Source organism: Pantoea vagans, assembly GCF_004792415.1.
Lineage (GTDB): Bacteria > Pseudomonadota > Gammaproteobacteria > Enterobacterales > Enterobacteriaceae > Pantoea > Pantoea vagans.
Genome location: NZ_CP038853.1, coordinates 417349 through 443046 on the forward strand (window position 1 = coordinate 417349; position 25698 = coordinate 443046).

28 protein-coding genes are annotated in these 25698 nt (G+C 57.0%); 19 read left to right on the plus strand and 9 right to left on the minus strand.

The genetic code is table 11. The annotated features are described in order from the left end of the window. Positions 1-50: 50 nt before the first annotated feature. The 5 genes from pilM to hofQ are packed head-to-tail and all read left to right on the plus strand — an operon-like array spanning position 51 to position 3451. A complete protein-coding gene (pilM, locus tag EGO56_RS01950; RefSeq protein ID WP_135907579.1) occupies positions 51-857 on the plus strand; it encodes a type IV pilus biogenesis protein PilM in 807 nt (268 codons plus the stop codon). Continuing rightward, positions 857-1399: a PilN domain-containing protein gene (locus EGO56_RS01955; protein WP_135910513.1), complete on the plus strand. Its 543-nt coding sequence runs from the start codon at positions 857-859 to the stop codon at positions 1397-1399. Before pilM ends, EGO56_RS01955 begins: the two co-directional genes overlap by 1 nt. Beyond that, positions 1392-1889, plus strand: coding sequence for a HofO family protein (locus EGO56_RS01960; RefSeq protein WP_135907580.1), 498 nt, complete (start codon positions 1392-1394; stop codon positions 1887-1889). Before EGO56_RS01955 ends, EGO56_RS01960 begins: the two co-directional genes overlap by 8 nt. Next, entirely contained in the window at positions 1879-2262 is a 384-nt protein-coding gene (locus tag EGO56_RS01965) for a DNA utilization family protein (protein WP_135907581.1), read from the plus strand. The genes EGO56_RS01960 and EGO56_RS01965 overlap by 11 nt, the downstream gene beginning before the upstream one ends. Further along, complete coding sequence (gene hofQ / locus EGO56_RS01970; protein WP_135907582.1) at positions 2201-3451, plus strand: DNA uptake porin HofQ; 1251 nt, start codon at positions 2201-2203, stop codon at positions 3449-3451. The genes EGO56_RS01965 and hofQ overlap by 62 nt, the downstream gene beginning before the upstream one ends. A gap of 91 nt (positions 3452-3542) precedes the next feature. On the opposite strand, the gene EGO56_RS01975 is transcribed toward hofQ, so the two are convergent. Next, on the minus strand, positions 3543-3716 hold the full coding sequence (locus EGO56_RS01975; protein ID WP_223811662.1) for a hypothetical protein: 174 nt from the start codon (positions 3714-3716) through the stop codon (positions 3543-3545). Positions 3717-3813: 97 nt separating this feature from the next. Here EGO56_RS01975 and aroK point away from each other — a divergent pair, with 97 nt between their 5' ends. From aroK to trpS, 7 genes are all read left to right on the plus strand, one after another. Next, on the plus strand, positions 3814-4335 hold the full coding sequence (gene aroK, locus EGO56_RS01980) for a shikimate kinase AroK (RefSeq protein WP_003852989.1): 522 nt from the start codon (positions 3814-3816) through the stop codon (positions 4333-4335). Between the two features lie 38 nt (positions 4336-4373). After that, positions 4374-5462, plus strand: a complete 1089-nt coding sequence (gene aroB, locus EGO56_RS01985) for a 3-dehydroquinate synthase (protein ID WP_135907583.1) — start codon at positions 4374-4376, stop codon at positions 5460-5462. A 72-nt stretch (positions 5463-5534) separates the two neighbouring features. Continuing rightward, positions 5535-6587, plus strand: a complete 1053-nt coding sequence (locus EGO56_RS01990; RefSeq protein ID WP_135907584.1) for an SPOR domain-containing protein — start codon at positions 5535-5537, stop codon at positions 6585-6587. A 93-nt stretch (positions 6588-6680) separates the two neighbouring features. Further along, the gene (gene dam / locus EGO56_RS01995) at positions 6681-7496 is read left to right on the plus strand and encodes an adenine-specific DNA-methyltransferase (protein ID WP_013359279.1); all 816 of its coding nucleotides are present in this window, start codon (positions 6681-6683) and stop codon (positions 7494-7496) included. Between the two features lie 67 nt (positions 7497-7563). Further along, on the plus strand, positions 7564-8247 hold the full coding sequence (gene rpe, locus EGO56_RS02000; RefSeq protein ID WP_013359278.1) for a ribulose-phosphate 3-epimerase: 684 nt from the start codon (positions 7564-7566) through the stop codon (positions 8245-8247). Continuing rightward, the gene (locus tag EGO56_RS02005) at positions 8231-8908 is read left to right on the plus strand and encodes a phosphoglycolate phosphatase (RefSeq protein ID WP_061063545.1); all 678 of its coding nucleotides are present in this window, start codon (positions 8231-8233) and stop codon (positions 8906-8908) included. The genes rpe and EGO56_RS02005 overlap by 17 nt, the downstream gene beginning before the upstream one ends. A gap of 16 nt (positions 8909-8924) precedes the next feature. Beyond that, positions 8925-9926, plus strand: a complete 1002-nt coding sequence (gene trpS, locus EGO56_RS02010; protein ID WP_013359276.1) for a tryptophan--tRNA ligase — start codon at positions 8925-8927, stop codon at positions 9924-9926. 55 nt (positions 9927-9981) lie between these two features. Here the strand turns inward: trpS and cysG are convergent, their stop codons facing one another. From cysG to nirB, 3 genes are read right to left on the minus strand one after another with little or no spacing between them, the layout of a single operon-like run. Further along, on the minus strand, positions 9982-11346 hold the full coding sequence (gene cysG / locus EGO56_RS02015) for a siroheme synthase CysG (protein WP_135907585.1): 1365 nt from the start codon (positions 11344-11346) through the stop codon (positions 9982-9984). Between the two features lie 45 nt (positions 11347-11391). Continuing rightward, positions 11392-11718, minus strand: coding sequence for a nitrite reductase small subunit NirD (nirD, locus tag EGO56_RS02020; RefSeq protein WP_135907586.1), 327 nt, complete (start codon positions 11716-11718; stop codon positions 11392-11394). Then, entirely contained in the window at positions 11715-14255 is a 2541-nt protein-coding gene (gene nirB, locus EGO56_RS02025) for a nitrite reductase large subunit NirB (protein WP_135907587.1), read from the minus strand. The genes nirD and nirB overlap by 4 nt, the downstream gene beginning before the upstream one ends. Before the next feature lie 221 nt (positions 14256-14476). Here nirB and EGO56_RS02030 point away from each other — a divergent pair, with 221 nt between their 5' ends. Beyond that, positions 14477-15754 carry a cytosine deaminase gene (locus EGO56_RS02030; protein ID WP_135907588.1) on the plus strand — a complete coding sequence of 426 codons (1278 nt, stop codon included), beginning with the start codon at positions 14477-14479 and terminating at the stop codon, positions 15752-15754. 35 nt (positions 15755-15789) lie between these two features. Here EGO56_RS02030 and tsgA read toward each other — a convergent pair whose 3' ends face one another. After that, a complete protein-coding gene (gene tsgA, locus EGO56_RS02035) occupies positions 15790-16968 on the minus strand; it encodes an MFS transporter TsgA (protein WP_033734170.1) in 1179 nt (392 codons plus the stop codon). A 261-nt stretch (positions 16969-17229) separates the two neighbouring features. Here tsgA and ppiA point away from each other — a divergent pair, with 261 nt between their 5' ends. The 5 genes from ppiA (at position 17230) to argD (ending at position 20574) form a co-directional block, all read left to right on the plus strand. Then, on the plus strand, positions 17230-17802 hold the full coding sequence (gene ppiA, locus EGO56_RS02040; RefSeq protein ID WP_135907589.1) for a peptidylprolyl isomerase A: 573 nt from the start codon (positions 17230-17232) through the stop codon (positions 17800-17802). Between the two features lie 99 nt (positions 17803-17901). Beyond that, entirely contained in the window at positions 17902-18072 is a 171-nt protein-coding gene (locus EGO56_RS02045; protein ID WP_013359270.1) for a YhfG family protein, read from the plus strand. Next, positions 18062-18655, plus strand: coding sequence for a putative adenosine monophosphate-protein transferase Fic (locus tag EGO56_RS02050; protein WP_135907590.1), 594 nt, complete (start codon positions 18062-18064; stop codon positions 18653-18655). The genes EGO56_RS02045 and EGO56_RS02050 overlap by 11 nt, the downstream gene beginning before the upstream one ends. Before the next feature lie 41 nt (positions 18656-18696). Then, positions 18697-19272: an aminodeoxychorismate/anthranilate synthase component II gene (locus EGO56_RS02055; RefSeq protein ID WP_033784151.1), complete on the plus strand. Its 576-nt coding sequence runs from the start codon at positions 18697-18699 to the stop codon at positions 19270-19272. 81 nt (positions 19273-19353) lie between these two features. Further along, positions 19354-20574: a bifunctional acetylornithine/succinyldiaminopimelate transaminase gene (gene argD, locus EGO56_RS02060; protein ID WP_033734162.1), complete on the plus strand. Its 1221-nt coding sequence runs from the start codon at positions 19354-19356 to the stop codon at positions 20572-20574. Between the two features lies 1 nt (position 20575). Here the strand turns inward: argD and EGO56_RS02065 are convergent, their stop codons facing one another. Together EGO56_RS02065 and crp are read right to left on the minus strand one after the other, a co-directional pair. Beyond that, positions 20576-22651, minus strand: coding sequence for a YccS/YhfK family putative transporter (locus EGO56_RS02065; protein ID WP_013359266.1), 2076 nt, complete (start codon positions 22649-22651; stop codon positions 20576-20578). 57 nt (positions 22652-22708) lie between these two features. Then, positions 22709-23341: a cAMP-activated global transcriptional regulator CRP gene (gene crp, locus EGO56_RS02070; RefSeq protein WP_003852956.1), complete on the minus strand. Its 633-nt coding sequence runs from the start codon at positions 23339-23341 to the stop codon at positions 22709-22711. Positions 23342-23644: 303 nt separating this feature from the next. Between crp and EGO56_RS02075 the strand changes: the two genes are divergently transcribed. Next, complete coding sequence (locus EGO56_RS02075; protein WP_013359265.1) at positions 23645-24049, plus strand: OsmC family protein; 405 nt, start codon at positions 23645-23647, stop codon at positions 24047-24049. A 499-nt stretch (positions 24050-24548) separates the two neighbouring features. Here EGO56_RS02075 and EGO56_RS02080 read toward each other — a convergent pair whose 3' ends face one another. After that, positions 24549-25418 carry a phosphoribulokinase gene (locus EGO56_RS02080; RefSeq protein ID WP_013359264.1) on the minus strand — a complete coding sequence of 290 codons (870 nt, stop codon included), beginning with the start codon at positions 25416-25418 and terminating at the stop codon, positions 24549-24551. A 61-nt stretch (positions 25419-25479) separates the two neighbouring features. Beyond that, positions 25480-25698, minus strand: a complete 219-nt coding sequence (locus tag EGO56_RS02085; protein WP_013359263.1) for a YheU family protein — start codon at positions 25696-25698, stop codon at positions 25480-25482.

Here is a 25698-nt window from a genome sequence, read left to right on the forward strand (position 1 = left end):
CAGACGCTTTGATATGTCCATCTTTCCCGGACGATAAGGAGATCGCGCGCATGGCTTTTCATACCTGGCAAATTGGGCTGGATATTCAGAATAGGCAGATTTGTGCCCTGGCCCTCCAGCCTCGTCGTGATGGCTGGCAGCTACGCCACTGGTGGCAGCAGCGGCTGCCGCAAGATACGTTAAGAAACGGCGTGCTGCAATCTTCGCCTGAATTACTGGCAGCCTTGACGGCCTGGCGTCAGCGGTTGCCGCGTCGTTACTCGCTGCGTGTCGCGCTGCCCGCCCGGCTGGTACTGCAGCGCCAGCTCCCGCTGCCTGCACAGTCGCTCAATGAGCCTGCGCTGGGGCACTACGTGCAGGCGGCCGCGCGCCGTCTCTTTCCGCTGGAGCCTGCTGCGCTGGCACTGGATTACCGGGCCGACACACAGAGCGGCCAGCTCTGCGTCACGGCGGCCCGGCTGGAGATTATAGACCAGTGGGCAGCGCCACTGCTGCAGGCGGGATTAAAGCCGCAGGTGTTTGAACTGACTACCGAAGCGCTCAGGCGGCTGGCCCGACAGGCCGCGCTGCAGGAGGGTGCGGTACTGGTGCTGCAGCAGGATAACCGCTGGCTCTGGAGCGATGTGCATACCGCGGCTGACAACGGCGAAGCTACCACGCTTGCGGCACTGCAGCAGCAGGCCTTCCCCGACGCTCGTTCTGTCACCTGGTGCTCAGCCGATAATTCTGCGCTGCCCGCTGACGCCCGCGCGTTTTCCCCTTTTGATCTGTTCCATTATAAACAGCCGCCGTTTCCGGAAAATCCAGGTGCCTTTGCGCTGGCGGCCGGGCTGGCGCTGCGCGACGGAGATCAATGATGGTCGCAGTGAATCTGCTGCCGTGGCGACAGCGTCGTCAGCAACAGCAGCGGCGACAGAGCCTTGTCGTGCTGTCACTGATGCTGAGTGCTGTTCTGGTGGGAGTCATGCAGCAAAGCTGGCGCATCTTTCATGCTCGTGAGCAGGTGGCGCAGACGGTCAGGGAGCAGCAGCAGGCGCTGGAAAACCTGGACGCGCAGCTGGCGCAGCAAAAGACGTTACTGGCCCAGCTCACGGTAGTGCAAAAACAGCAGGCGAAGCAGCGCCAGCAGGCAGTGCAACTGACCGCATGGCATCAGTTCTGGCTCGATTTACCCGCGTTACTGCCTGACACCGCCTGGCTGACCCGGCTGGAGAAGCGCGACAATCGTCTCACGCTGGAGGGGCTGGCGCAGGATATGGCGGCGGTCCGGCAGTTCCGTGAGCAGTTAACCACCGTCGCGCTGTTTGGTCAGGTGAGGCAGGGCAGCGTTAAGCGTCAGGCTGATAGTCATTATCGCTTTTCACTGCGGGCAGAGGTGAAGGAGGTTGCTGATGAATGAGTGGTGGGATCGCTGGTGGCAGATGGCTGCACTTCCGCGTTACGGCATGCTCGCCGCCCTCTCAGCTGGCCTGTTACTGATCTCATGGGTTTTCTGGTTGCGGCCACAGCAGCAGGCGCTGATCGCTGAACAGCAGGAGCTGCTCAGGCTGAGCCTAACCCTGGAACAGCGCCGGCAGCAGTGGGGTCAGAACCCGGATATAGCGCAGTTGCAGACGCAACTGCAGTCGATGCAGACCGCCAGACCTGCACCGGGCGCATCAGGCCGGGCAGTGGAAGCGATGCTGGCGGCACGGCGTCATCAACTGGAAGAGTGGCAGCCGGATTCTCCTTCACGCATGCTGACCCTGCATCTGCAGTGGCCGGCGTTTCAGTCACTTTTTGCCGAGCTTGCCGATGCTTCTCTGACGTTTCCGGTGCATTTCCAGCTGCTGGCGCAGCCGCAGTATCTGGTGGCTCAACTCTGGCTGGAGCCCGACGATGCGCAATAGCCTGCTGATTTTACTGCTGTGCTGTGGCGGTGTGCTGGCACGTGATCCGTTCCGGCCTGTTGCCGGTTCGATTTGTGAGGCGCTCGTGGAGCCGCTTACTGGCTGGCATCTGCAGGGGGTCATTGGCCGTGAGATGCATTTTCATGCCTGGCTGGTGAACCCGCAGGGTGAGAGCGTCGCAGTCCGCACAGGCAAGCCATTTCCCCTGTCGCCCTGGCAACTCGCTGATATGACCCGCCGCAGCCTCTCCTTAGCGGTACCGAATAGCTGCACTGCACAACAGACTTCGTTTTACTTAAAAGGACGTTCGCATGAAAAGGATAGCTACTCTGCTGCTGCTCATAAGCTGCCTGCTGCCGGTTTACGCCGCTGATGAGGAGCCTCTCAGCCTGACATTTGATAACGCGCCGGTAGGGCGCATTTTGCAGGCGCTGGCTGACTATCAGCAGATCAACCTGATGATTGCGCCAGAGGTGGAAGGGTCGTTATCGCTGCGGCTCGATAACCTGCCGTGGCATCAGGCGCTGGACCTGGTAGCGCGCATGGCAAAGCTGACGCTGATAGAACAGGATAATGTGCTGCTGGTCTATCCGGAGAGCTGGCAGCAGGCTCAGCAGCAGGAAAAGTTGCAGCAGACGCCTTTGCAGCAGCGCGCCGTGATATTGCGCTATGCCAGCGCCAGCGAGGTGCATGCCAGCCTGCTGACTGAACGGCAGTCGCTGATGACACCGCGCGGCAGCGTGACGGTCGACAAACGCACCAACGCCCTGTTACTGCGCGATACGGCGGCAGCGTTGAAAGAGACGGAACGCTGGATACGGGCGCTGGACCTGCCACTGGAGCAAATCGAGCTATCGGCGCATATCGTCACTATCAGCGAAGAGCATCTGCAGGAGCTGGGCGTGAAGTGGGGATTGCAGGCGGGTGACGCCGCCGTGACTGACATCCTGCATCATCCCCGGCTGGATATTCCGCTGGCGGTGACTTCACCCGGCATCAGCGTGGGTATGGCGCTGGCGCGCATCGGCGGTCAGCTGCTGGATCTGGAATTAAGTGCGCTGGAGCAGGAGAACCAGATTGAAATCATCGCCAGTCCGCGCCTTTTTACCTCACATCAGCAGACCGCGTCGATTAAGCAGGGCACGGAAATACCTTATGAAGTGTCGGCGGGAAACAGCGGTGCCACCAGTATTGAGTTCAAAGAAGCGGTGCTGGGCATGGAGGTAACACCGACGATTTCCGGGAATGGCCGCATCCAGCTGAAGATCCATATCAGTCAGAACATGCCGGGTCGCAGCATCAGAACCGGCGACAGCGACATATTATCCATTGATAAACAGGAAATTGAGACGCAGGTCACGGTCAGTGACGGGCAAACACTGGCGTTAGGGGGTATCTTTCAGCAGCAGCGCAGTCACGGAGAGAATAAAGTGCCGCTGCTTGGAAATGTGCCGCTGATTGGCGGGTTGTTTCGTCAGCAATCGGAGCAGCGCCAAAAAAGAGAGCTGGTGATCTTCATAACGCCGCGATTGGTCAGGGAAGCAGCGCTTACGGCTGGATAAAACGGAAAATGCGTCCCTTAAGGCCATCTGCGTTGACGCAGGAGAGGAATTAGCTTACAAGGTTTAGCGATTTTCAATACGGTGTAACCGTCTATGCAGGGTAAATCCCGGCAAACAGATCAGAAAACTCCTCTGTAAGCAGCGTTGTAAAGACGCAGCGCTGGCGCGTTACAGTTTCGCGAACACAGGCCAATTCAGAAATGGATGTGCTGAAGGCAATATAATCGGTTGCCAAACAGCCTTGAGTGTTGAGATAATTTTTCATCTGACTCTTGCTAACGCTCATGAGGTCTCAGTTCCTGTCCCGCCAGCAAATGCTGAACGCGGGGTATCATTAACGAATTCTTAGTAATACCGACAAAATGGCAGAGAAACGCAATATCTTTCTGGTTGGGCCGATGGGTGCCGGCAAAAGCACTATTGGCCGTCAGTTGGCTCAGCAACTCAACATGGAGTTCTTCGATTCCGATCAGGAAATTGAGCGACGCACCGGAGCGGATGTGGGCTGGGTTTTTGATGTCGAAGGCGAAGCTGGCTTTCGCGATCGCGAAGAAAAAATCATTAACGAACTGACCGAGAAGCAAGGCATCGTCCTGGCGACAGGCGGTGGTTCCGTCAAATCCCGGGAAACGCGTAATCGTCTCTCCGCCCGCGGCGTTGTGGTTTATCTTGAAACCACCATCGAGAAGCAACTGGCGCGCACCCAACGTGACAAAAAACGTCCGTTGCTGCAGGTGGATTCACCGCCGCGCGAAGTGCTTGAAGCGCTGGCTGGCGAACGCAACCCGCTCTACGAAGAGATCGCCGATGTCACCATTCGCACAGATGATCAGAGTGCAAAAGTGGTGGCGAATCAGATTATCCACATGTTGGAAAAAAGTTGATCCAACGTTCGAAGGCTTTTTAACAGGTATCGGGCATCATGGAGAAGATCACCGTCTCACTGGGGGAACGCAGTTACCCCATCACTATCGCCGCCGGACTGTTTAACGATCCGGCTTCTTTTTGGCCGCTGACCGCGGGCGAAAACGCCATGGTGGTGACAAACCAGACGCTGGCTCCGCTCTATCTTGACCAGCTGACAGCGCGGCTGACAGCGGCAGGTGTAAAAGTGGATCAGGTGATCTTACCCGACGGCGAGCAATATAAGACGCTGGCCGTGATGGATCAGGTCTTTACCGCGCTCCTGCAAAAGCCGCACGGTCGTGATACGACGCTTGTCGCCTTAGGCGGCGGCGTCATTGGCGATCTTACCGGTTTTGCTGCGGCCAGTTATCAGCGTGGCGTACGCTTTATCCAGGTACCGACCACCTTACTGTCGCAGGTTGATTCTTCGGTTGGCGGCAAAACGGCCGTTAACCATCCGCTGGGCAAAAACATGATCGGCGCGTTTTATCAACCCGCGTCAGTGGTGATTGATACGGCCTGTCTGAAGACGCTGCCTGCGCGTGAGCTGGCGTCTGGCTTAGCGGAAGTCATTAAGTACGGCATTATCCTCGACGGTGCTTTTTTCCAGTGGCTGGAGCAGAATCTCGATGCTCTGCTGGCGCTGGATGAACAGGCGCTGGCGTACTGCATTCGTCGCTGTTGTGAACTGAAGGCTGAAGTCGTGGCGGCCGATGAGCGTGAAAACGGTCAGCGGGCGTTGCTTAATCTGGGCCATACTTTTGGTCATGCGATTGAAGCACATATGGGCTACGGCAACTGGCTGCACGGTGAAGCGATTGCGGCGGGCATGGTAATGGCAGCACGCACGGCTGAACGTCTGGGACAGTTCGGGGCGGAAGAGACCGACCGCATTATTGCCCTGTTCCAGCGTGCCGGTTTACCGGTGCATGGGCCGCAGGCGATGAGTGCACAGATGTATCTGCCGCACATGATGCGCGATAAAAAAGTTCTGGCGGGCGAACTGCGGCTGATACTCCCGCTGTCGATTGGCCGCTCTGAAGTGCGTGGTGGCGTGGCACATGATATGGTGCTGGCTGCAATTAACGATTGTCAGCAACCCTGAGATTAAGCAGTTGAGTGGTGACGCGGCGCGCAGGGTGCGCAGTGCGGAATGCCGCTTTACGGAGGAGCCAAAATGGATGAGTTTAAACCGGAAGACGAGTTAAAGCCTGACGCCAGCGACCGCCGTCCCTCGCGCCCTCGTAAGTCCTCTACTGCGGCCAAAACACCGGTTTCGCGCCAGCGTATCATGATGGGCGTCGGGATCCTGGTTCTGCTGTTACTGGTACTGGGGATTGGTTCGGCGCTGAATGGCCCGGATGAGAAAAAACCGGCCACGGCGGGCACAACCCCTGCCACCAATGGCGGTTCCGGCAGCGAGAAGAACATTGACCTGGGCGGCTCCTCTTCCATGTCCGGTGGTCAGACGCCTCCGTCAGATGCGCAGACTACCCCCGCAACCAGCGAAAATAACGCGGCGACCAGCGGTGATGCTGCCTCTAATCCGCAGCGCGACATCTCGATGCCGCCTGTGGCTTCAACGCCTACCCAGGCCGCACCGGTTGATGCGCCCGCGAATCAGCAGCGTGTCACGCTGCCGGGCGACCTGAACAGCGCGCTGACTAATCAGCAGCAGCAGGTTGACAGTGCCGCGATGGGCACGCAGGGCGGCAGTTCACTGCCAACGGCGCCAGCAACGGTCAGCGGCAATGCCGGAACGGCTGCTAATCCTGTTACGGCACCTTCAGTCCGTCAGACACCGAACAAATCCAATACAGCAACTCGTCCGGCGCACGATTCGTCGCATAAAACAGCATCGAAGCCTGTAACCCGTGACAGCAAAACGCACACTACGCCAGCGCGTACGCCAGTGAGTTCTGCGCCAGCTACCACGGCCGCGGGCAGCAGTTCAGCCAGCAAATCACTGCCAGGTGGCAGCTACACTCTGCAACTGAGCGGTGCATCGAAGCCGGAAAGCCTGAATGCCTGGGCTAAGCAACAAAATCTGAGTGGATATCACGTCTACAAAACCACCCGTAACGGTCAGTCGTGGTACGTGCTGGTGAGTGGCTCCTATGCCACACCGGCCGATGCCAAACGCGCTGTAGCATCGCTGCCTGCAGACGTGCGTGCGAAGAACCCGTGGGTAAAACCAGTCAGCCAGGTGAAGAAAGAAGCCAGCCAATAGCGGATGTGGGGCCAGGCTCTGGCCCCGTTTTAAGCGCAGATCTGCTGTCGGTCCAGCCACAGCCTCACAATAAGATGTAATAACCACGACAGCATGAAAAAAAATCGCGCTTTCCTGAAATGGGCAGGGGGAAAATTTCCCTTAGTAGAAGAGATCCATCGTCATCTGCCGCAAGGCGACTGTCTGGTCGAGCCATTTGTTGGCGCGGGCTCGGTGTTTCTGAACACTGAATTTGATCGCTACCATCTGGCTGATATCAACAGTGACCTGATTAATCTCTACAACATTGTCAAAACGCGCACGGCGGATTTCATCCGTGACGCGCAGCTGCTGTTTACGCCGGAAGGTAACAACGAAATCTGTTATTACCAGCGGCGCACCGAATTTAATACCAGTACCGACGCCTACCAGCGTGCGCTGCTGTTCCTCTATCTGAACCGTCACTGTTACAACGGCCTCTGCCGCTATAACCTGCGTGGTGAGTTCAACGTGCCGTTTGGCCGCTATCGCAAACCCTACTTTCCGGAAGCCGAACTGTTATGGTTTGCCGAACGCGCGCAAAAAGCGACGTTTGTCTGTGAATCGTACGATGTTACCCTGACCAGTGCCGGTAAAGGCTCGGTGGTCTATTGCGATCCGCCTTATGCACCGCTGTCGGCCACGGCCAATTTTACGGCTTATCACACCAACAGCTTCAGCCTGCGTGAGCAGGAGAATCTGGCGGCGTTAGCCGCACAGCTGGCTGCGTCGGAGCACCGGATTCCGGTACTGATTTCTAACCACGACACTGCACTGACGCGTTTATGGTATCAGGATGCAGTGTTACATGTGGTCAAAGCCCGGCGTTCTATCAGCCGGAGCATAGCCGGTCGCACCAAGGTCGACGAACTACTGGCACTTTATCGCTAGTCTGTTTCGTCCGCGACCAACGCATTACGCCAGCCTAGGTGCTGGCGCACAACAGTGGGAGAATCGGATGAAACAATATTTGCTGGCCCCTTCAATCCTGTCGGCGGATTTTGCCCGCCTGGGCGAAGACACAGCCAAAGCGCTGGCGGCCGGAGGTGACGTGGTTCACTTTGACGTAATGGACAACCACTACGTCCCTAATCTGACCATGGGTCCGATGGTGCTGAAAGCACTGCGCGACTATGGCATCACCGCCCCCATCGATGTGCATCTGATGGTGAAGCCGGTGGATGCGCTGATCCCGGAGTTTGCCAAAGCCGGTGCCACCTATATTACCTTTCATCCCGAAGCCAGCGAACACGTTGACCGCACCCTGCAACTGATCAAAGAGCACGGCTGTAAAGCGGGTATGGTGTTTAATCCGGCGACCCCGCTGAGCTACCTCGATTACGTCATGGATAAGCTGGATATCATTCTGCTGATGTCCGTGAACCCTGGTTTTGGCGGTCAGTCATTTATTCCCGGCACCCTGGATAAACTGCGTGAAGCGCGCAGACGTATCGATCAGAGCGGCTACAACATTCGTCTTGAAGTGGATGGCGGCGTGAAGATCGACAATATCCGCGAGATTGCGGCTGCCGGTGCAGATATGTTTGTCGCGGGTTCTGCCATCTTCGGTCATCCTGACTACAAAAAAGTGATCGACGATATGCGCAACGAACTGGAGAAAGCCAATGGCTCATTTCACTGATATTCGTGCGCTGGCGTTTGATCTCGATGGCACGCTGGTGGATAGCGCGCCAGGCCTTGCCGATGCGATCGACCGCACGCTTAACGATCTCCGCCTGCCGCAGGCGGGCCTTGAGCGTGTCTCAACCTGGATTGGCAACGGTGCCGATATCATGATGGCCCGTGCGCTGACCTTCGCGCTGGGCCGTGAGCCGCAGCCGGAAGAGCAGCGCGATGCACGCGCGCTGTTTGACCGCCACTACGCCGACACCGTGGATGCGGGCAGCACGCTGTTCCCACAGGTGAAGCAGACGCTGGATGCCTTAAAAGCTTCCGGGCTGCCGATGGCGATTGTGACCAACAAGCCGACGCCGTTTGTGGCACCGCTGCTTGAATCGCTTGGCATTGCCGATGCGTTTTCGCTGATTATCGGTGGCGACGATGTGCCGGTTAAAAAACCGCACCCTGCAGCGATCTTTATGGTGCTGGGCACCTTCGGCGTACTGCCGAACGAGTTGCTGTTTGTTGGCGACTCTCGCAATGATATCCAGGCGGCGCAGGCGGCAGGCGTACCTAATGTCGGTATGACCTTTGGCTATAACTATGGCGAGCCGATTGCCACCAGCCAGCCCGATTTAACCCTCGACTCTTTCGACGAACTTTTGCCCACACTGGGGCTGTAAATATCAGGACTTAAGTATGAAACCCATCGTTTTCAGCGGCGCACAGCCGTCCGGCGAACTGACCATTGGCAACTATATGGGAGCGCTGCGTCAGTGGGTGCAGATGCAGGATGATTTCCACTGCATTTACTGCATTGTTGATCTGCACGCGATCACCGTGCGTCAGGATCCTGCTGCACTGCGTAAAGCGACGCTGGATACGCTGGCGCTCTATCTGGCCTGTGGTATCGACCCGCAAAAAAGCACCATCTTTGTTCAGTCGCATGTGCCAGAGCACACGCAACTGAGCTGGATCCTGAACTGCTACGCCTATTTCGGTGAACTGAGCCGTATGACGCAGTTCAAGGACAAATCAGCGCGTTACGAAGAGAACATCAACGCCGGGCTGTTCGACTACCCGGTGCTGATGGCGGCAGACATTCTGCTCTATCAGACCAACCAGGTGCCGGTCGGTGAAGATCAGAAGCAGCATCTGGAGCTGAGCCGCGATATCGCGCATCGCTTCAATGCGATCTATGGCGATATCTTCCGGGTGCCAGAGCCGTTCATTCCGAAGTCTGGCGCGCGCGTGATGTCGCTGCTGGAACCGACCAAAAAGATGTCCAAGTCTGACGATAACCGTAACAACGTCATCGGCCTGCTGGAAGATCCGAAAGCGGTTGTGAAGAAAATCAAACGCGCCGTTACCGATTCTGAAGAGCCGCCAGTGGTGCGCTACGACATCAAAGAGAAAGCGGGCGTCTCTAACCTGCTGGATATTCTGTCGGGCGTGACCGGTAAAACCATCGCAGAGCTGGAGCAGGAGTTCGAAGGCAAGATGTATGGCCACCTGAAAGGCGCAGTAGCCGATGCGGTGTCGGGCATGCTCTCTGAGCTGCAGGAGCGTTATCACAGCTTCCGCAACGATGAAGCGCTGCTGGAGCAGGTGATGCGTGATGGCGCGGCGAAAGCACGCGCACAGGCGCAGGAAACGCTGAAGAAGGTTTACGAAGCGGTAGGCTTTGTCGCGATGCCGTAATGGCTGAGCGGATAAAAAACGGCGGGCATTGTGCCCGCCGTTTTTATTTGCCCATTCAGAACCAGCGCAGGCTGTCGCGCAGACTCACCACGCTGCCGATGATCATCAGGCTGGGGCTGCTCACCTGACCGGCTAACGCTTCCAGCTCGTTCAGTGTCCCGGTGACCACGCGCTGACGCGTGCTGGTGCCGTTTTCCACCAGCGCCACCGGCATATCGCTGCGCATCCCATGTTTTATCAGCTGCAGCTGAATTTCTCCGGCCTGGCCCAGCCCCATATAAAACACCAGCGTCTGCTGTTCTGCCGCCAGCGTCTGCCAGGCGAGCGTACCGGATTTCTGTAGATGCCCGGTTACCAGCCTGACGCTCTGCGCATGATCGCGATGGGTCAGGGGAATGCCACTGTAGGCCGCACAGCCTGATGCCGCGGTGATGCCCGGTACCACGCTGAACGGAATCTTCAGCTGTGCCAGCGCTTCCAGCTCTTCACCGCCGCGACCAAAGATAAAGGGATCGCCGCCTTTCAGCCGTACCACGCGTTTGCCGCGCTGCGCCTGTTCGCAGAGCAACTGGTTGATCGCATCCTGCGGCACGCAGTGATGTCCGGCGCGTTTACCGACAAAGATGCGTTCGGCATCGCGGCGCACCAGATTCAAAATCTCATCGGAAACCAGCCGGTCATAGACGATGACGTCCGCCTGCTGGATCAGCTGCAGGCCTTTGAGTGTGAGCAATCCGGCATCGCCCGGACCGGCACCGACCAGCGCCACTTCACCCTGCTGAGGAAGGTCTGCGCTAAAAAGCGCATCGGTAATCTGATCCGCGCGTTCACCGTCGCCGTTAGCCAGCGTCTGGGCCAGCCGCTCGCTGTGAAAGAAGCGCTCCCAGAAGTGGCGGCGGGCATTGAGGGAGCCGAACTGCTTTTTCACCCTATCGCGCAGGCCGCCCGCCCGCTGCGCCAGCTGACCCAGATGCTGCGGCAGCATCGCCTCCAGCTTCTCCCGCAGCAGCCGCGCCAGCACCGGCGCGCGTCCACCGGAAGAGACGGCGACCATCAGCGGTGAGCGGTCAATGATCGACGGCATAATGGCGCTGGCCTGCTGCGGCGCATCCACCAGATTGCAGAAGATCTGCTGTTTTTCAGCTGCGTCTGCCACCTGCTGATTGACCGCATCGTAGTTGGTGGCGGCGATCACCAGCCAGCAGCCGGTCAGCCACGCGGGATCGAAATGCCCCGGCAGCAGCGTAACAGCTTTCTGCTGCGCCCATTGCAGGAAGGCAGGGGAGAAATCGGGGGCACCGACCCACAGATCGGCACCGGCCTCCAGCAGCAGGCGCGCTTTTCGCTCCGCCACGTCACCCGCGCCGACCAGCAGACAGCGTCGGCCCTGCAGGCGGCAGAATAAGGGGAAGTAGTCCATCAGAGGTCCTTAAAAAAGCCCGCTAAGGCGGGCTGTTGACAGGCGTTACAGGCAGACTTCAACCTGTCCGGCATTGACCCGCACCGGCCAGGCCGCCACGGAGCGCGTTTCATCCTCCATGCAGTAGCCATCGCTAAGGCAAAAATGCTGCTTTTTCAGCGGGCTGGCTACCCAGAGCGCATCCTGATGTTCGGCGATAATGCCGCGAGACAGTACGCTGGCTTCGGCAAACGGATCGATATTGCTGATGGCATAGAGCTGTTCATCGTCGCGTGGGCGGAAGATAGCCACCTGCTGACCTTTGACCAGCGCGCAGACGCCCGTGGCGGGCAGGATCTGCGTCAGCGGGCACACCGGATTCCACTGGCTCATGATTCGGTCTCCTCAATCAGGGTCACGGCAATACGTTCTTCGGGGCGCGCCGGGCGATGCTGGTCGCGCTCCGCCACCCGCTGCACTGCAGGGTCGCGCTGCGGCGAATTGATAAAGTGGGCAAAGCGCGTCAGCTGGCTCTCATCTTCCAGCGTCGCCTGCCATTCACAGCGAACGCTGGCGCGCAGTGCGGCGAGCTGCTGTTCCATCTGGCTGTTAAGGCCGAGTTTGTCATCCACGATCACGCTACGCAGATAGTCGATGCCACCTTCCAGGCTCTCCAGCCACAGCGAGGTGCGCTGCAGGCGATCGGCGGTGCGGATATAGAACATCATGAAGCGGTCGAGATAGGTGACCAGCGTCTGCTGATCGAGATCCGCCGCCAGCAGGTCGCCATGACGCGGTTTCATGCCGCCGTTGCCGCAGACGTAGAGGTTCCAGCCTTTTTCAGTGGCGATAATGCCGACATCTTTGCCCTGGGCCTCTGCGCATTCACGGGTGCAGCCGGAGACACCAAACTTCATCTTGTGCGGCGTACGGATGCCTTTATAGCGGTTCTCGAGCATGACACCAAAGCCGAGGCTGTCGCCCACGCCGTAACGGCACCAGGCGCTGCCGACGCAGGTTTTCGCCATACGCAGCGCTTTAGCATAGGCCTGACCGGTTTCAAATCCGGCCTCGATCAGCTGTGACCAGATAGCGGGCAGATCGTCTTTCTGCGCGCCAAACAAGCCGATGCGCTGCGAGCCGGTGATTTTGGTGTAGAGCTGGTAGCGTTCGGCGATCTCGCCAATCACTTTCAGTCCCTGTGGTGTGATTTCACCGCCGGGCGAGCGCGGGATGACCGAATAGGTGCCATCTTTCTGGATATTGCCCAGATAGAGGTCGTTGCTGTCCTGTAACGGCGCGTGCTGCGGCTTGAGCACATACTCATTCCAGCAGGAGGCGAGCAGAGAGCCCACCGCAGGCTTGCATATTTCACAGCCGTAACCCTGCCCATAGCGGGCCAGCAGTTCATCAAAGGTCTTGATCTCTTCCACCTGAATCAGGTGATACAGCTCCTGACGTGACCAGGCGAAGTGGGCACAAAGGTGGTTATTGACCTCGATACCCTGACGACTGAGTTCACTGTTCAGTACCTGGGTAATCAGGGGGATACAGCCGCCGCAGCCGGTACCGGCTCGGGTGCTGCTTTTCAGGGCGGCCACGGTGTGACAGCCACCCTGAACCGCTTTGATGATGTCGCCTTTGCTGACGTCGAAGCAGGAGCAGATTTGCGCGCTGTCTGGCAGGGAATCGACGCCGATGGCCGGTTTGTCTCCGCTGCCCGCAGGCAGAATCAGCGCTTCCGGGTTATCCGGCAGCGGAATACCATTCAGCACCAGCTGCAGCAGGTTGCCATAATCACTGGTGTCGCCCACCAGCACCGCACCCAGCAGGGTTTTCTGATCTTCACTGATAATCAGGCGTTTGTAGACCGATTTGCCTTCATCCAGCCAGACCACGCTGCGTGCGCCTGGCGTGGTGCCGCGCGTATCGCCAATGCCACCGACATCGACACCCAGCAGCTTGAGTCTGGCGCTCATGTCCGCGCCGGTAAACGCATTGTCGCGGCCCAGCAGATGATCGCTGGCGACCTGCGCCATTTTATAACCCGGCGCCACCAGGCCATAGACGCGATTCTGCCAGGCGGCGCACTCACCGATGGCGTAAATGGCGGGATCGCTGGTCCGGCACTGATTATCAATGGCGATACCGCCGCGCGGACCCAGGGTTAATCCGCACTGCTTCGCCAGTTTGTCCTGCGGGCGGATGCCAGTGGAGAAGACAATGAAATCGACCTCCAGCGCACTGCCGTCGGCGAACTGCAGCGTTTTGCCACCGTGCTCGTGATGCACAATCTGCTGGGTGTTTTTGCCGGTGTGGACCCGCACGCCCATCTGCTCAATCTTGCGACGCAGCTGTTCCCCGCCTTGCTGATCGAGCTGTTCTGCCATCAGCACTGGCGCAAATTCAATGACATGAGTTTCAACACCCAGATTTTTCAGCGCGCCCGCCGCTTCCAGTCCCAGCAGACCGCCACCAATCACCACACCGCGTTTGGTGCGGCGCGAGCAGGCTTCAATGGCGTTGAGATCTTCGATAGTGCGGTAGACAAAGCAGTCGCTGCCTTCAGCACCGCTAATCGGCGGGATCCACGGATAAGAGCCGGTGGCAAAAATCAGCGTGTCGTAGTGAACCGCGCGACCGGTGCTGGAGTGGATGAGCTTCTCATCACGGTTAATGGTGATGGCGCGCTCGCCCAGCAGCAGATTGACCTGATGTTTATCGTAATAGCCTTCACGAACCAGCGACAGCTCTTCGGCCGTGTGATGGGAGAAGTAAGCGGACAGGTGGACACGGTCGTAGGCGACGCGGGGTTCTTCACAAAAGACGGTCAGCGAAAACTGGTCGGGTTCCGCTTTCTCAAGTAACTCTTCTATGAAGCGGTGGCCGACCATGCCGTTACCGATAACGACGACATTGTGCTTGCTCATTTTTGCCTCAAATTTGCGATATCTGCGGCTACAATAGCGCGCCCTTTCTGACACTTATTGATATGTATCAACCACAACGCCATATACCCATTAAGAGTTATATAATTGATTTTAATTGGGTTTATCTGACGCAGCTAACCTGCTGAATATCCTGCATTGCCGGTGAGGGCAGGAATCGTGCTAGTTTTAACCACACGGGTTTTTCGGATAAGGAATCAGCCATGCTGTCACCTAAGTGGATCAATAACGTGCGTTTACCCTGGCGGGAAGGATTGTGGCAAATCGAAATCGCCGACGGAAAAATCGCCCGAATTTCAGCCCAGCCGCAGCAGCCTTCTCCGGTGGAGCAATCGCTGGACGGCGAGGGCGGCTTAGCCTGCGCGCCCTTTATTGAGCCGCATATTCATCTGGATACCACCCAGACGGCAGGTGAACCGGCATGGAATCAGTCCGGCACGCTGTTTGAAGGGATTGAGCGCTGGGCCGAGCGTAAGGCGCTGCTCAGCCACGAAGATGTGAAACAGCGGGCATTACAGACGCTGAAGTGGCAGATCGCCAACGGCATTCAGTTTGTCCGCACCCACGTTGACGTGTCTGACCCCTCACTGACGGCGCTGAAAGCGATGCTGGAAGTGAAAGCGGAGATGGCACCCTGGATCACCATCCAGATTGTGGCGTTTCCCCAGGAGGGCATTCTCTCTTATCCCAACGGCGAAGCGTTGCTGGAGGAGGCGCTACGGCTGGGCGCGGATGTCGTTGGCGCGATTCCGCACTATGAATTCACCCGCGAATATGGCGTCGAGTCGCTGCATAAAACCTTTGCGCTGGCTGACCGCTATGACCGGCTGATCGATGTTCACTGCGATGAGATCGATGATGAACAGTCGCGCTTTGTGGAAACCGTGGCGGCGCTGGCCCATCGCGACGGCAACGGCGCACGCGTGACGGCCAGTCATACCACCGCGATGCACTCTTACAATGGCGCGTACGCCTCACGGCTGTTCCGGCTGCTTAAGCTGTCGGGCATTAACTTTGTCGCCAATCCGCTGGTCAATATTCACCTGCAGGGCCGCTTCGACACCTATCCTAAGCGGCGCGGCATTACGCGGGTAAAAGAGATGCTGGAGGCAGAGATCAACGTCTGCTTTGGCCACGACGATGTGTTTGATCCCTGGTATCCGCTGGGCATCGCCAACATGCTGCAGGTGCTGCATATGGGATTACATGTCTGTCAGCTGATGGGCTATGAGCAGATTGATGCGGGTCTGGATCTGATTACGCATAACAGCGCGAAAACGATGCAGCTTGCAGGCTATGGCATTCAGAGCGGCAACGAGGCCAGTCTGATTATATTGCCAGCAGAGAGCGGTTTTGATGCGGTAAGAAGGCAGGTCCCGGTGCGCTATTCAGTGCGTCGTGGCGTGGTGGTGGCGGAGACGAAGCCTGCAGAAAGTGAGATTTACTGGCGGGAACGGGAGCGCGTAGATTTCCGACGTTAACGAGCAGGGCGGCGATCGCTCGCCGCCCTGAAGGATTAATGCGTGACGTGACCGTGAGTACGATGACGGCTGACAAAGCCGAGCAGGGCACACATCACAAATACCACGGCGTAAAGCGCATTCGCCGTCGCCAGTGCGGTATGCACACCACTTTTCTCAACGATAGGCGCCGTGACCACAAAGGTCAGCATGGTGCCGACGGTGCCGCAGGTCAGAATGAAGTTCACCAGCTTCGGTGACGCCACTTTGGTCTGGAGCGAGCCGAGAGTGATGATGGTGGTATAGATAGCACTTGAGCTGAAGCCCAGAATCATGATGATCCATTTCAGCATGCCGGCATCGCTGCTGCTGACGAACCAGTACATCAGTACCGTAGCCAGACCCGCCAGCACCATCAGAATGCGTTGCAGATCGAAGAAGCGCAGCAGGAAGCTGAAGGCCCACATACCGACCATATACGCCGTCCAGAAGCTGCCTACCAGTTGTCCGGCGTCATTGATGTTCATGCCCATGACTTTGGTGGCATATTCCGGCACCCAGGAGATAAAGCCGAGCTGGCCCAGGATGTAGCAGAGTGCCGCGACAGCCAGCAGCAGCACACCCACACCCCATTTCTCTTTCTCAACAGTCGGGCTGTTCTCAGGCTTGCGCAGCACCGGGAACTCCACAAACAGCGTCATGACGAAGATAGCGACGTAGATAACGCCGATGCAGACGTAGACCCAGTACCACGGCAGCTGACGCGCCAGCAGAATGCCTGCCAGCACCGGAAACAGCGTGCCCGCCATGCTGAAGAAGGAGTCGGTAAACAGCAGACGTGAACCCCGCTGACGGCCTTCATACATGTGAGTGATCAGGAAGGTGCCGATCGACATGGTGATGCCGCTGACCACGCCCAGCACAAACATACAGAGCGAGAAGATGGTCAGATCGCGGCTGGTCATCAGCCCGATTATCGCCAGCACCATCAGGACGAAGCCGAAAATCAGCTGGCGCTTCAGTGGCACAATCACCATCAGCCAGGCGTTGAGGAAGACCGCCGCCAGGATGCCACTGTTGAGGAAGGTGAAGGTGTTACTCATGCTGGAAATGGGGATCTGGAAATCTTTTGCGATATCGCCCATTACCATGCCGGTAACGATCACCAGTGCGCCGGTCAGCGCGTAGGAGAAGAAGCTTATCCAGGTAAGGCCAATACGATTACGGTTTGTCATGTTCTGAACCTGTTGAGAACCGGGTGCCAAAAAGTGTCAGAAAGTGTAAACGGAACTGTGATCTTAATAAACAAGCAGTGAAACTACAGATCCATATTTCATGTGTTGTGTGATTTTAATCACGCAATTACGGTTGTTTAACGTTTGCTCAGCGCTTTTGCCGCAACAGCGTAAATATAGGTAAAACGCTGGCTCATGGAATAGAGTCTCTTTACAATCAATCACGTTTTTGTGCCCGCTCTCCCAGGTAAGGAATCTTTCATGTTTAAACGTACTTTAACAGCGGCCATCACCCTGTTAGCGCTCTCTTCCGTTTCCGCCCAGGCGCTGGCCGCAAAAGGTGACACCCACGTTCTGCTCACCACCTCCGCCGGCAATATCGAACTCGAACTGAATAACCAGAAAGCGCCGGTTTCTGTGAAAAACTTCGTTGATTACGTCAACAACAGTTTTTACAACAACACCATTTTTCATCGCGTGATCCCGGGCTTCATGGTGCAGGGTGGTGGCTTCACCACGGATATGCAGCAGAAGCAGACCAACGCGCCAATTAAAAACGAAGCGGACAATGGACTGCGTAACCTGCGCGGTACCATCTCTATGGCGCGTACTGCCGATAAAGACAGTGCCACCAGCCAGTTCTTCCTCAACGTTGCGGATAATGCCTTCCTCGACCACGGCCAGCGCGATTTCGGCTATGCCGTATTTGGTAAGATTGTGAAAGGTCAGGATGTGGTTGAAAAAATTTCTCAGGTTCCGACCAAAGATGTGGGTCCGTACCAGAATGTGCCGTCCAAACCGGTAGTTATCCTCTCCGCCAAAGTCCTGCCTTAACGCTTTTTGTCGCCATCTGCGGATGGCGACCGCCTGCCGCTTCCGGCAAAGCCAGAATTTGCTCTTATACTTAGGGCAAAAACCTGAGCAGGAGGCGGTATGGCGAACAAACTCACCGAAAAACAGAAGGTCACTCTGTGGCAACAGCGGCGTAGCGCCAGCTATCAGGCCAGCTGTAAGCTGGAAGGCTTTGCGCCGAATGAAACCAGCCTGAACAGTGAAGATGCGGCTGCACGCCTGGCGTCACTGAGGAGGCAATATGGACTCTAATACCGCTGTGACCCAGGATCCTTACCTGTGGCAGCATGACACGGTGCTGAAAAATCTGGCCGACATTCATGACGCCGCGCAACTGCGCAAGGCGGAGCTGAGCTTCAGTGCAGCGCGTGCCGCCACGCTGGAACTGGGGCCGCGTAATCCCGGATTGCCTTACCTGCGCCAGATCCACCGCACGCTGTTCCAGGACATTTACAGCTGGGCCGGCGAACTGCGCACCATCGATATCTGGCGTGATGAGACGCCGTTCTGCCATTTTGAATATATCGAAAAGGAAGGTAACGCGCTGATGGCCGCGCTGGAGGAGGAGAAAGGCCTGGCTGAGTTGCCGCGTGACGAATTTATTCAGCGCATCGCTCATTACTACTGCGAAATCAATATGCTGCATCCTTTCCGTCATGGAAATGGCCGGGCGCAGCGGATTTTCTTTGAACAGCTGGCGCTGCATGCCGGTTATCTGCTTTCATGGGAAGAGACGGACGCGGAGAGCTGGAAAGCCGCTAATCAGGCCGGTGTAGCCGGAGACCTGGCCCCGCTGGAGCAGGTGTTTGCGAAAGTGGTGAGTGAGGCGGCTTAACCGCGTAGAATAGCGGCGCGGTTTATCATTCTGGACGCGTCATGCTGCTGCTTATCGACAATTACGACTCCTTTACCTGGAATCTTTATCAATACTTCTGCGAGCTGGGCGCGCAGGTTCAGGTGGTGCGCAATGATGCCATCACCCTGGAGCAGATGGCAGCGTTACCGCTGACCCATCTGGTCATCTCCCCTGGTCCCTGCACGCCGTCAGAGTCGGGCATCTCGCTGGCGGCGATTCGGCATTTCGCCGGTAATGTGCCGGTGCTGGGTGTTTGCCTGGGCCATCAGGCGATTGCGCAGGCCTATGGCGCGAAGGTGGTGCGGGCGCGTCAGGTGATGCACGGCAAAACCTCCGCGATTCAGCACACCGGCCAGGGCGTGTTCCGAAATCTCAATAATCCCCTTACCGTGACCCGCTACCACTCGCTGATTGTGCAGCGCGATTCCCTGCCCGATGCGTTCGAGGTGACGGCCTGGACGGTGCGTGACGGCGAGCCTGACGAAATTATGGGATTCCGCCATAAAACCCTGGCGCTGGAAGGCGTGCAGTTCCATCCCGAGAGCATTCTCAGCGAGCAGGGACATCAGCTGCTGCGCAATTTCCTTGCGCAATAAGTTGCCTTTGAGTGATTTTTTATGCATATTTTGTGATTATTATTTCAATGTTGCACAACAATCATTCAAATGGGGTCACTAATGGCAGCGGAAAAAATTGCGGTCACGCGGGAGACGTTCGATAACGTTATTTTGCCTGTTTATGCACCTGCGCAGTTTGTGCCGGTAAAAGGCAAAGGCAGTCGCGTATGGGATCAGCAGGGCAAAGAGTATATCGACTTCTCGGGTGGTATTGCCGTTACCGCACTTGGACACTGCCATCCTGCGCTGGTGGAAACACTGAAAAGCCAGGGCGAAACGCTGTGGCACACCAGCAATGTCTTTACCAACGAACCGGCGCTACGTCTTGCCAGTAAGCTCATTCAGGCGACCTTTGCCGATCGCGTCTTCTTCGCCAACTCCGGTGCCGAAGCCAATGAAGCGGCGTTTAAGCTGGCGCGTTACTACGCCTGCAAACGTCACAGCCCGTTCAAAAGTAAGATCATCGCGTTTCATAACGCTTTTCATGGCCGGACGCTGTTTACCGTTACGGTCGGCGGCCAGCCAAAATATTCTGACGGATTCGGCCCTAAACCAGCAGATATCGTTCATGTGCCGTTCAATGACCTGGACGCCGTGAAAGCGGTCATTGACGATCACACCTGTGCCATTGTGGTTGAACCGATTCAGGGTGAGGGCGGCGTCATGCCCGCGACGCAGGAATTTATGCAGGGACTGCGCGAGCTTTGCGATCAGCATCAGGCGCTGCTGGTGCTGGACGAAGTACAGAGCGGTATGGGACGCAGCGGCAAGCTGTTCGCCTATGAGCATTATGGCGTCCAGCCCGATATTCTGACCTCAGCCAAAGCGCTGGGCGGCGGTTTCCCGGTGAGCGCCATGCTGACCACCAACGAGATCGCTTCGACCATGGCACCAGGCGTGCATGGCACCACCTATGGCGGTAATCCGCTGGCCTGCGCCATTGCTGAAACCGCGCTGGATATTATTAATACGCCGGAGGTGCTGGCGGGCGTCGAGATGCGTCGTCAGCACTTTGTCACGGCGCTGCAGGCCATCGACGCGAAGTATGACCTGTTCAGTGACATTCGCGGCAAAGGTCTGCTGATTGGCGCGGCGCTGAAACCTCAGCATGCCGGCAGGTCGCGCGACATTCTGAATGCAGCTGCCGCTGAAGGGGTGATGGTGCTGGTGGCGGGCACCGACGTGATGCGCTTTGCCCCGTCGCTGATCATCGAGCCTGCTGACATTGAAGAGGGCATGAGCCGCTTCGCCACCGCCGTCGGCAAAGTGCTCAACGGCTAGCTTAGTTTTTGCGTAAGCGTCTGATTAGCCAGCGGCCATGTTGCGGTCGCTGGTTCCACGCCAGCGATGAAATGGTGTACATCACGCTCAGGTGATCGAGAATGCGCCGCACATGCTGTTCCACCACCGTGATCGGTCCTTCACTGATGTTCTCAAGGTCATCCAGCAGATTCACCTGTGAGCTTTCACCATCATATTCCAGCCGCTGCTGACACCGCTGCAGCGCAATTTCGCAGGATTGCAGATAGCGTTGAGCCAGCGAGGCGGTCAGCATCGTGTGCTCGCGCGCCAGAATCGTTATCGCATTGATATGCTCGACGATAAACTGACTGTGGGTGACCCAGAGCCGCATATCACTGAGATAGCGGGAGTTGAATGCCGGTTCCTGCATCGCCTGATTCAGTGAGTTAAACAGCGCATTGTGTGCCTGATTCACTTTCACGCGCTGATAAGCCAGTTTCTCTGGCGACTGTTCGTCACCCAGCAAGAGCCGCAGCGCATCCTGATAGGTTTCCAGCGCATCGTGGGCGTTCTGCCGCAGTAAGCCGCTCTGCCACTGCGGCCACAGCCACAGCATCCCGCCAAAGGCGATCAAACAGCCCATCAGCGTATCCATCAGTCGCGGCAGCAGAAACTGTGCGCCATTCAGTGACAGCAGTTGCAGCGAGTAAACCGCCGTGACCGTAAAGCCAATCATCGACCAGCCATAGAACTGGCGGGTAAAGCGATAGCTGATAAAGGTGATCGCCAGCATGATCAGCAGCACCAGTGACTCCGGCACCGCCAGCCGCAGCGTGGCGGCCGCAATCACCAGTCCTGCAAAGGTGCCCAATGCCCGGTGCTGGATACGGACGCGGGTGGCGCTGTAGCCGTTCTGGCTGACGAACATAATGGTCATCAGGATCCAGTAGGGTTTGGGGATATTGAAGAACAGCGCCAGCGCGCTGCCCAGCATCAGCATCACCGCAAAGCGACCCGCCGTGCGCAGCGCCGACGAGCGAAACGAGAGATAACTGCGCAGCGCCGGTAACAGCGGCAGGCGGCGCTGGCGGTCTGCCATCAGATCGCGCTGGTAAAGCGGCTTCTGGGTGCGCAGCACGCGCGCAATGCGGTTGAAGTGATAAAGGCAGAAGTTACCCACCGGATTATCGGGGTGCTGATGAGCAATTTTCTCCAGCGCGCCGAGTTGTTTATCCATCGCAAAGCGGTCGGGTAACTGGTGATAAAGGATGTTATCCGCCAGTACCCGCAGCCGGGCCGAGATGGTTTTAGCATTCCAGCGGATCACCGCTTCAGCATGGCTCTGCTCCACCAGCTTTTGCACCTCTTCCGGGCGGTGCAGGCTGACCGAGATATGCTCCTGCAGATCGAGCGCCACCTGAAAAGCGCGCGTCAGCCGCTTATGGCTGTGATCGCGGCTTGCCGACAGCATGTGCATCTGCTGATAACAGGTGTTGATCAGATCGACCACTTTCTGCTGGTGAGCCAGCAGCGGCGGCAGCGCTTTTTCGGGATCGGTCAGCTGCGTCAGCAGGGTATATTTGGCGTCGCAGTAGTTGGCCAGTTCGCGGTAGATCAGGCTCAGGCTCTCACGCATCGGCTGCTCTTTCCACAGCCAGAACCAGAACCAGTTAAATACCCCATACCAGAGCGTGCCGCCGATATAGAGCAGCGGAGTGACATAGATGGGCATGCGGCCAATCAGGCTGAGGGTAAAGATGGCGGCAATAAGGGTGCCGGGTAGCAGACGGCCATGCAGCGGACTAATCTCACCGGTGACGCCAAGCAGCAAAGGCATAGCGAAGAGGATCAGCGGCAGTGGAATCGCATGCAGAGTGAGCCATTGGATCAGGAAGCTGCCGAGGGCAAACAGGCTGCCGCCCACAATCAGACGTTTGAAGAAGCGTTTATGCGGAGTATCGAGACCGGCGATATTGCAGCAGGCGGGCACTAACGAGAACAGCAGACCTTTTTGCAGGTCGCCAGCCAGCCAGCCCAGTGCGACCGGCAGACAGAGCACCAGCGTTTGCCGCAAGGCGTAGTTAACTTCAGGATGGTAAATGATTCGACGCCACATCGGCCCAACACAAACAATAACGGCGTGATGTTGCCATCACGCCGTGGATGACAGGAATTAGCGGGTGCCGTAAACGACGATGGTTTTGCCGTGTGCGGAGATCAGGTTCTGATCTTCCAGCATCTTCAGAATTCGGCCCACGGTTTCACGTGAACAACCCACAATCTGGCCAATTTCCTGACGAGTGATTTTAATTTGCATGCCGTCGGGATGCGTCATGGCATCTGGCTGCTTCGCCAGGTTAAGCAGAGTCTGTGCAATGCGTCCGGTGACGTCGAGGAAAGCGAGGTTACCCACTTTTTCAGACGTGACCTGCAGGCGACGCGCCATCTGCGAGGAGAGTCGCATCAGGATGTCGGGGTTAACCTGGATCAGCTGACGGAATTTCTTGTAAGAAATCTCCGCTACTTCGCACGCGCTTTTCGCACGTACCCAGGCGCTGCGCTCCTGACCTTCTTCGAACAGGCCAAGCTCACCAATGAAATCGCCCTGATTCAGGTAGGAAAGAATCATCTCTTTGCCTTCTTCATCTTTAATCAGAACCGCGACGGAACCTTTCACGATGTAGTAAAGCGTTTCTGCTTTTTCACCTTGGTGAATCAGCGTACTTTTGGATGGATACTTGTGAATATGGCAATGGGACAGGAACCATTCGAGTGTAGGGTCTGTTTGCGGTTTGCCGAGAACCATTCGCTATTATCCTCTGTTGTAATCGTGCCCAAAATACAGGGGGCAGTTTTCCCTGTCAGGCGGTGAAAGCTTCAAGCGTTTCCTTTTCAGGAAATTATTCGGGCCGCATCAGGCGCAGTGCGCATCATTCTTCCCGGCTTCGCCATCGGGTGACGAAAAATATTTTCAGCACTGTTTGTAGCACAGCTTTTGCCGACTGTCTTCTGTTGTCTCGCTTCAGCTACGGGCGGATTTCTCTGGATTGCTGTTTACCAGGTGAAAGCGTACTCTGGCGACAAAACAGCGTATTCCGGAGCAAAAATCATGCAGGCAAGAGTGAAATGGGTAGAAGGGCTGACATTCCTCGGAGAATCCTCATCCGGCCATCAGATACTGATGGATGGTAATTCGGGTGATAAAGCGCCCAGCCCAATGGAGATGGTGCTGATGGCGGCGGGCGGATGCAGCGCGATTGACGTGGTATCAATTCTGCAAAAAGGCCGCAACGATGTGGCTGATTGTGAAGTAAAACTGACCTCAGAACGTCGTGAAGAGGCGCCGCGAATCTTTACGCACATCAACCTGCATTTTATCGTGAGTGGCAAAGCGCTCCAGGATAAAGCGGTCTCACGCGCCGTCGATCTTTCGGCGGAAAAATATTGCTCGGTAGCCATCATGCTGGGTAAAGGTGTGACGATTACGCATAGCTATGAGGTGGTTGAGCTGTAGTCATTGCAGACCTGCTAACTTCACTTCCCGTGTCTGATGCAGGTTGCTTTAAGACTGTGCCTGCGCAGGGAACCGGGTCAGATCGGAAAGACGCAAAAACCGCCATCCATGGCATGCTTGGCCCGCGCAATTACGCACCTCATCCCTGAGGTGCGCCCGTAGCCGGGCCAACGCGTTGCGTTGTTCAAAAACGCTCCAGGCGTTTTTGTCCCTGGCGCGGGACGCTTTCCTCTTCTGACCCGGTTCCCTGCGTGTTGAGCTTATCTATTGCTGTCAGATTCTTTGTGCCCATGGTTTGTCTGAAGCGGTCTTACTGAAACCGGATGCGGTTGCCGGACGTGAAGCGAAGGGAGCATATGCCTGTAGCAAAGCGTCCCGCCCCAGGGATGGGGCGGGCCGAGCGTGCCAGGGATGGCGGTTTTGCGTCTTTGCGAAAGGCGTATGCTCCCTGAAGCCTGCTCAGCAGTCATTCTTTACCGCACGAAAGGCATCTGCTCTCTTACTCAATCCGTTTACCTTCCATCAGCCGCTTCACCAGCGGGCCCATGATCAACTCCATCGCCAGCCCCATTTTGCCGCCAGGCACCACCAGCGTATTAATGTGCGAGATAAACGAACCCTGCAGCATTGCCAGCAGGTAGGGGAAGTCAATGTCCTCCAGCCCCTGAAAGTGAATCACGACAAAGCTCTCATCCAGTGACGGAATGGCGCGGGCTGCGAACGGGTTGGAAGTATCGATGGTTGGAACGCGCTGAAAGTTGATATGGGTGCGTGAAAACTGGGGCGTGATGTAGTTGATGTAATCTTCCATTGAGCGCACCACGGAATCCATCACTGCTTCACGTGAATGACCGCGCTCGCCGGTGTCGCGCACCAGCTTCTGAATCCACTCCAGGTTAACAATTGGTACCACGCCCACCAGCAGATCCACCTGTTCCGCCACGTTGTGCTGCGCCGTCACCACACCGCCATGTAATCCTTCATAAAAAAGAATATCGGTATTCTGCGGTAGCGGCTGCCAGGGCGTGAAAGTACCGGGTACCTGATTCCACGGCACGGCTTCATCGTAGGTGTGCAGATATTTACGCGACTGCCCCTGCCCGCTGTGACCATACTCTTTAAAGCTCTGCTCCAGCAGGCCAAAGTCATTGGCTTCCGGGCCGAAATAGCTGACATGACGTCCCAGATCGCGCGCCTTACGAATCGCCATATCCATTTCCGGGCGGGTAAAGCGGTGAAAGCTGTCACCTTCAAGCTCCGCCGCGTGCAGGTCAAGCTGCTGAAAGATTTTGCGGAATGCCAGGCTGGTGGTAGTGGTTCCTGCGCCGCTGGAACCGGTCACCGCGATAATGGGATGACGTGCAGACATAGAAAAGCTCCCTGTGAGGTCGGACGATGAGCATTGTTATCATGAAAGGGTGCCGGGTGCATCAGCCACGAAATTCTTTGCGCGGCATGATATTGACCGATTCATGCAGTTCCGACCACACCAGCACCACTTCACCGGTTTCCAGCTGGCGTCGCACATCAGCCACCTTGTCCAGCAGGCTGCGTTCATGCTCGCCATAGTCAGTGCCTTCACGCAGCACAAAGGTTTCAATCAGATTTTCAAGGGTCTCAGGAGAGACCTGTTGCCAGGGAATAATCAC

Bases quoted from the DNA above. Each gene is read 5' to 3' on its own strand.
- pilM (WP_135907579.1), top strand. From the start codon at position 51: ATGGCTTTTCATACCTGGCAAATTGGGCTGGATATTCAGAATAGGCAG.
- EGO56_RS01955 (WP_135910513.1), top strand. From the start codon at position 857: ATGGTCGCAGTGAATCTGCTGCCGTGGCGACAGCGTCGTCAGCAACAG.
- EGO56_RS01960 (WP_135907580.1), top strand. From the start codon at position 1,392: ATGAATGAGTGGTGGGATCGCTGGTGGCAGATGGCTGCACTTCCGCGT.
- EGO56_RS01965 (WP_135907581.1), top strand. From the start codon at position 1,879: ATGCGCAATAGCCTGCTGATTTTACTGCTGTGCTGTGGCGGTGTGCTG.
- hofQ (WP_135907582.1), top strand. From the start codon at position 2,201: ATGAAAAGGATAGCTACTCTGCTGCTGCTCATAAGCTGCCTGCTGCCG.
- EGO56_RS01975 (WP_223811662.1), bottom strand. From the start codon at position 3,716: ATGAAAAATTATCTCAACACTCAAGGCTGTTTGGCAACCGATTATATT.
- aroK (WP_003852989.1), top strand. From the start codon at position 3,814: ATGGCAGAGAAACGCAATATCTTTCTGGTTGGGCCGATGGGTGCCGGC.
- aroB (WP_135907583.1), top strand. From the start codon at position 4,374: ATGGAGAAGATCACCGTCTCACTGGGGGAACGCAGTTACCCCATCACT.
- EGO56_RS01990 (WP_135907584.1), top strand. From the start codon at position 5,535: ATGGATGAGTTTAAACCGGAAGACGAGTTAAAGCCTGACGCCAGCGAC.
- dam (WP_013359279.1), top strand. From the start codon at position 6,681: ATGAAAAAAAATCGCGCTTTCCTGAAATGGGCAGGGGGAAAATTTCCC.
- rpe (WP_013359278.1), top strand. From the start codon at position 7,564: ATGAAACAATATTTGCTGGCCCCTTCAATCCTGTCGGCGGATTTTGCC.
- EGO56_RS02005 (WP_061063545.1), top strand. From the start codon at position 8,231: ATGGCTCATTTCACTGATATTCGTGCGCTGGCGTTTGATCTCGATGGC.
- trpS (WP_013359276.1), top strand. From the start codon at position 8,925: ATGAAACCCATCGTTTTCAGCGGCGCACAGCCGTCCGGCGAACTGACC.
- cysG (WP_135907585.1), bottom strand. From the start codon at position 11,346: ATGGACTACTTCCCCTTATTCTGCCGCCTGCAGGGCCGACGCTGTCTG.
- nirD (WP_135907586.1), bottom strand. From the start codon at position 11,718: ATGAGCCAGTGGAATCCGGTGTGCCCGCTGACGCAGATCCTGCCCGCC.
- nirB (WP_135907587.1), bottom strand. From the start codon at position 14,255: ATGAGCAAGCACAATGTCGTCGTTATCGGTAACGGCATGGTCGGCCAC.
- EGO56_RS02030 (WP_135907588.1), top strand. From the start codon at position 14,477: ATGCTGTCACCTAAGTGGATCAATAACGTGCGTTTACCCTGGCGGGAA.
- tsgA (WP_033734170.1), bottom strand. From the start codon at position 16,968: ATGACAAACCGTAATCGTATTGGCCTTACCTGGATAAGCTTCTTCTCC.
- ppiA (WP_135907589.1), top strand. From the start codon at position 17,230: ATGTTTAAACGTACTTTAACAGCGGCCATCACCCTGTTAGCGCTCTCT.
- EGO56_RS02045 (WP_013359270.1), top strand. From the start codon at position 17,902: ATGGCGAACAAACTCACCGAAAAACAGAAGGTCACTCTGTGGCAACAG.
- EGO56_RS02050 (WP_135907590.1), top strand. From the start codon at position 18,062: ATGGACTCTAATACCGCTGTGACCCAGGATCCTTACCTGTGGCAGCAT.
- EGO56_RS02055 (WP_033784151.1), top strand. From the start codon at position 18,697: ATGCTGCTGCTTATCGACAATTACGACTCCTTTACCTGGAATCTTTAT.
- argD (WP_033734162.1), top strand. From the start codon at position 19,354: ATGGCAGCGGAAAAAATTGCGGTCACGCGGGAGACGTTCGATAACGTT.
- EGO56_RS02065 (WP_013359266.1), bottom strand. From the start codon at position 22,651: ATGTGGCGTCGAATCATTTACCATCCTGAAGTTAACTACGCCTTGCGG.
- crp (WP_003852956.1), bottom strand. From the start codon at position 23,341: ATGGTTCTCGGCAAACCGCAAACAGACCCTACACTCGAATGGTTCCTG.
- EGO56_RS02075 (WP_013359265.1), top strand. From the start codon at position 23,645: ATGCAGGCAAGAGTGAAATGGGTAGAAGGGCTGACATTCCTCGGAGAA.
- EGO56_RS02080 (WP_013359264.1), bottom strand. From the start codon at position 25,418: ATGTCTGCACGTCATCCCATTATCGCGGTGACCGGTTCCAGCGGCGCA.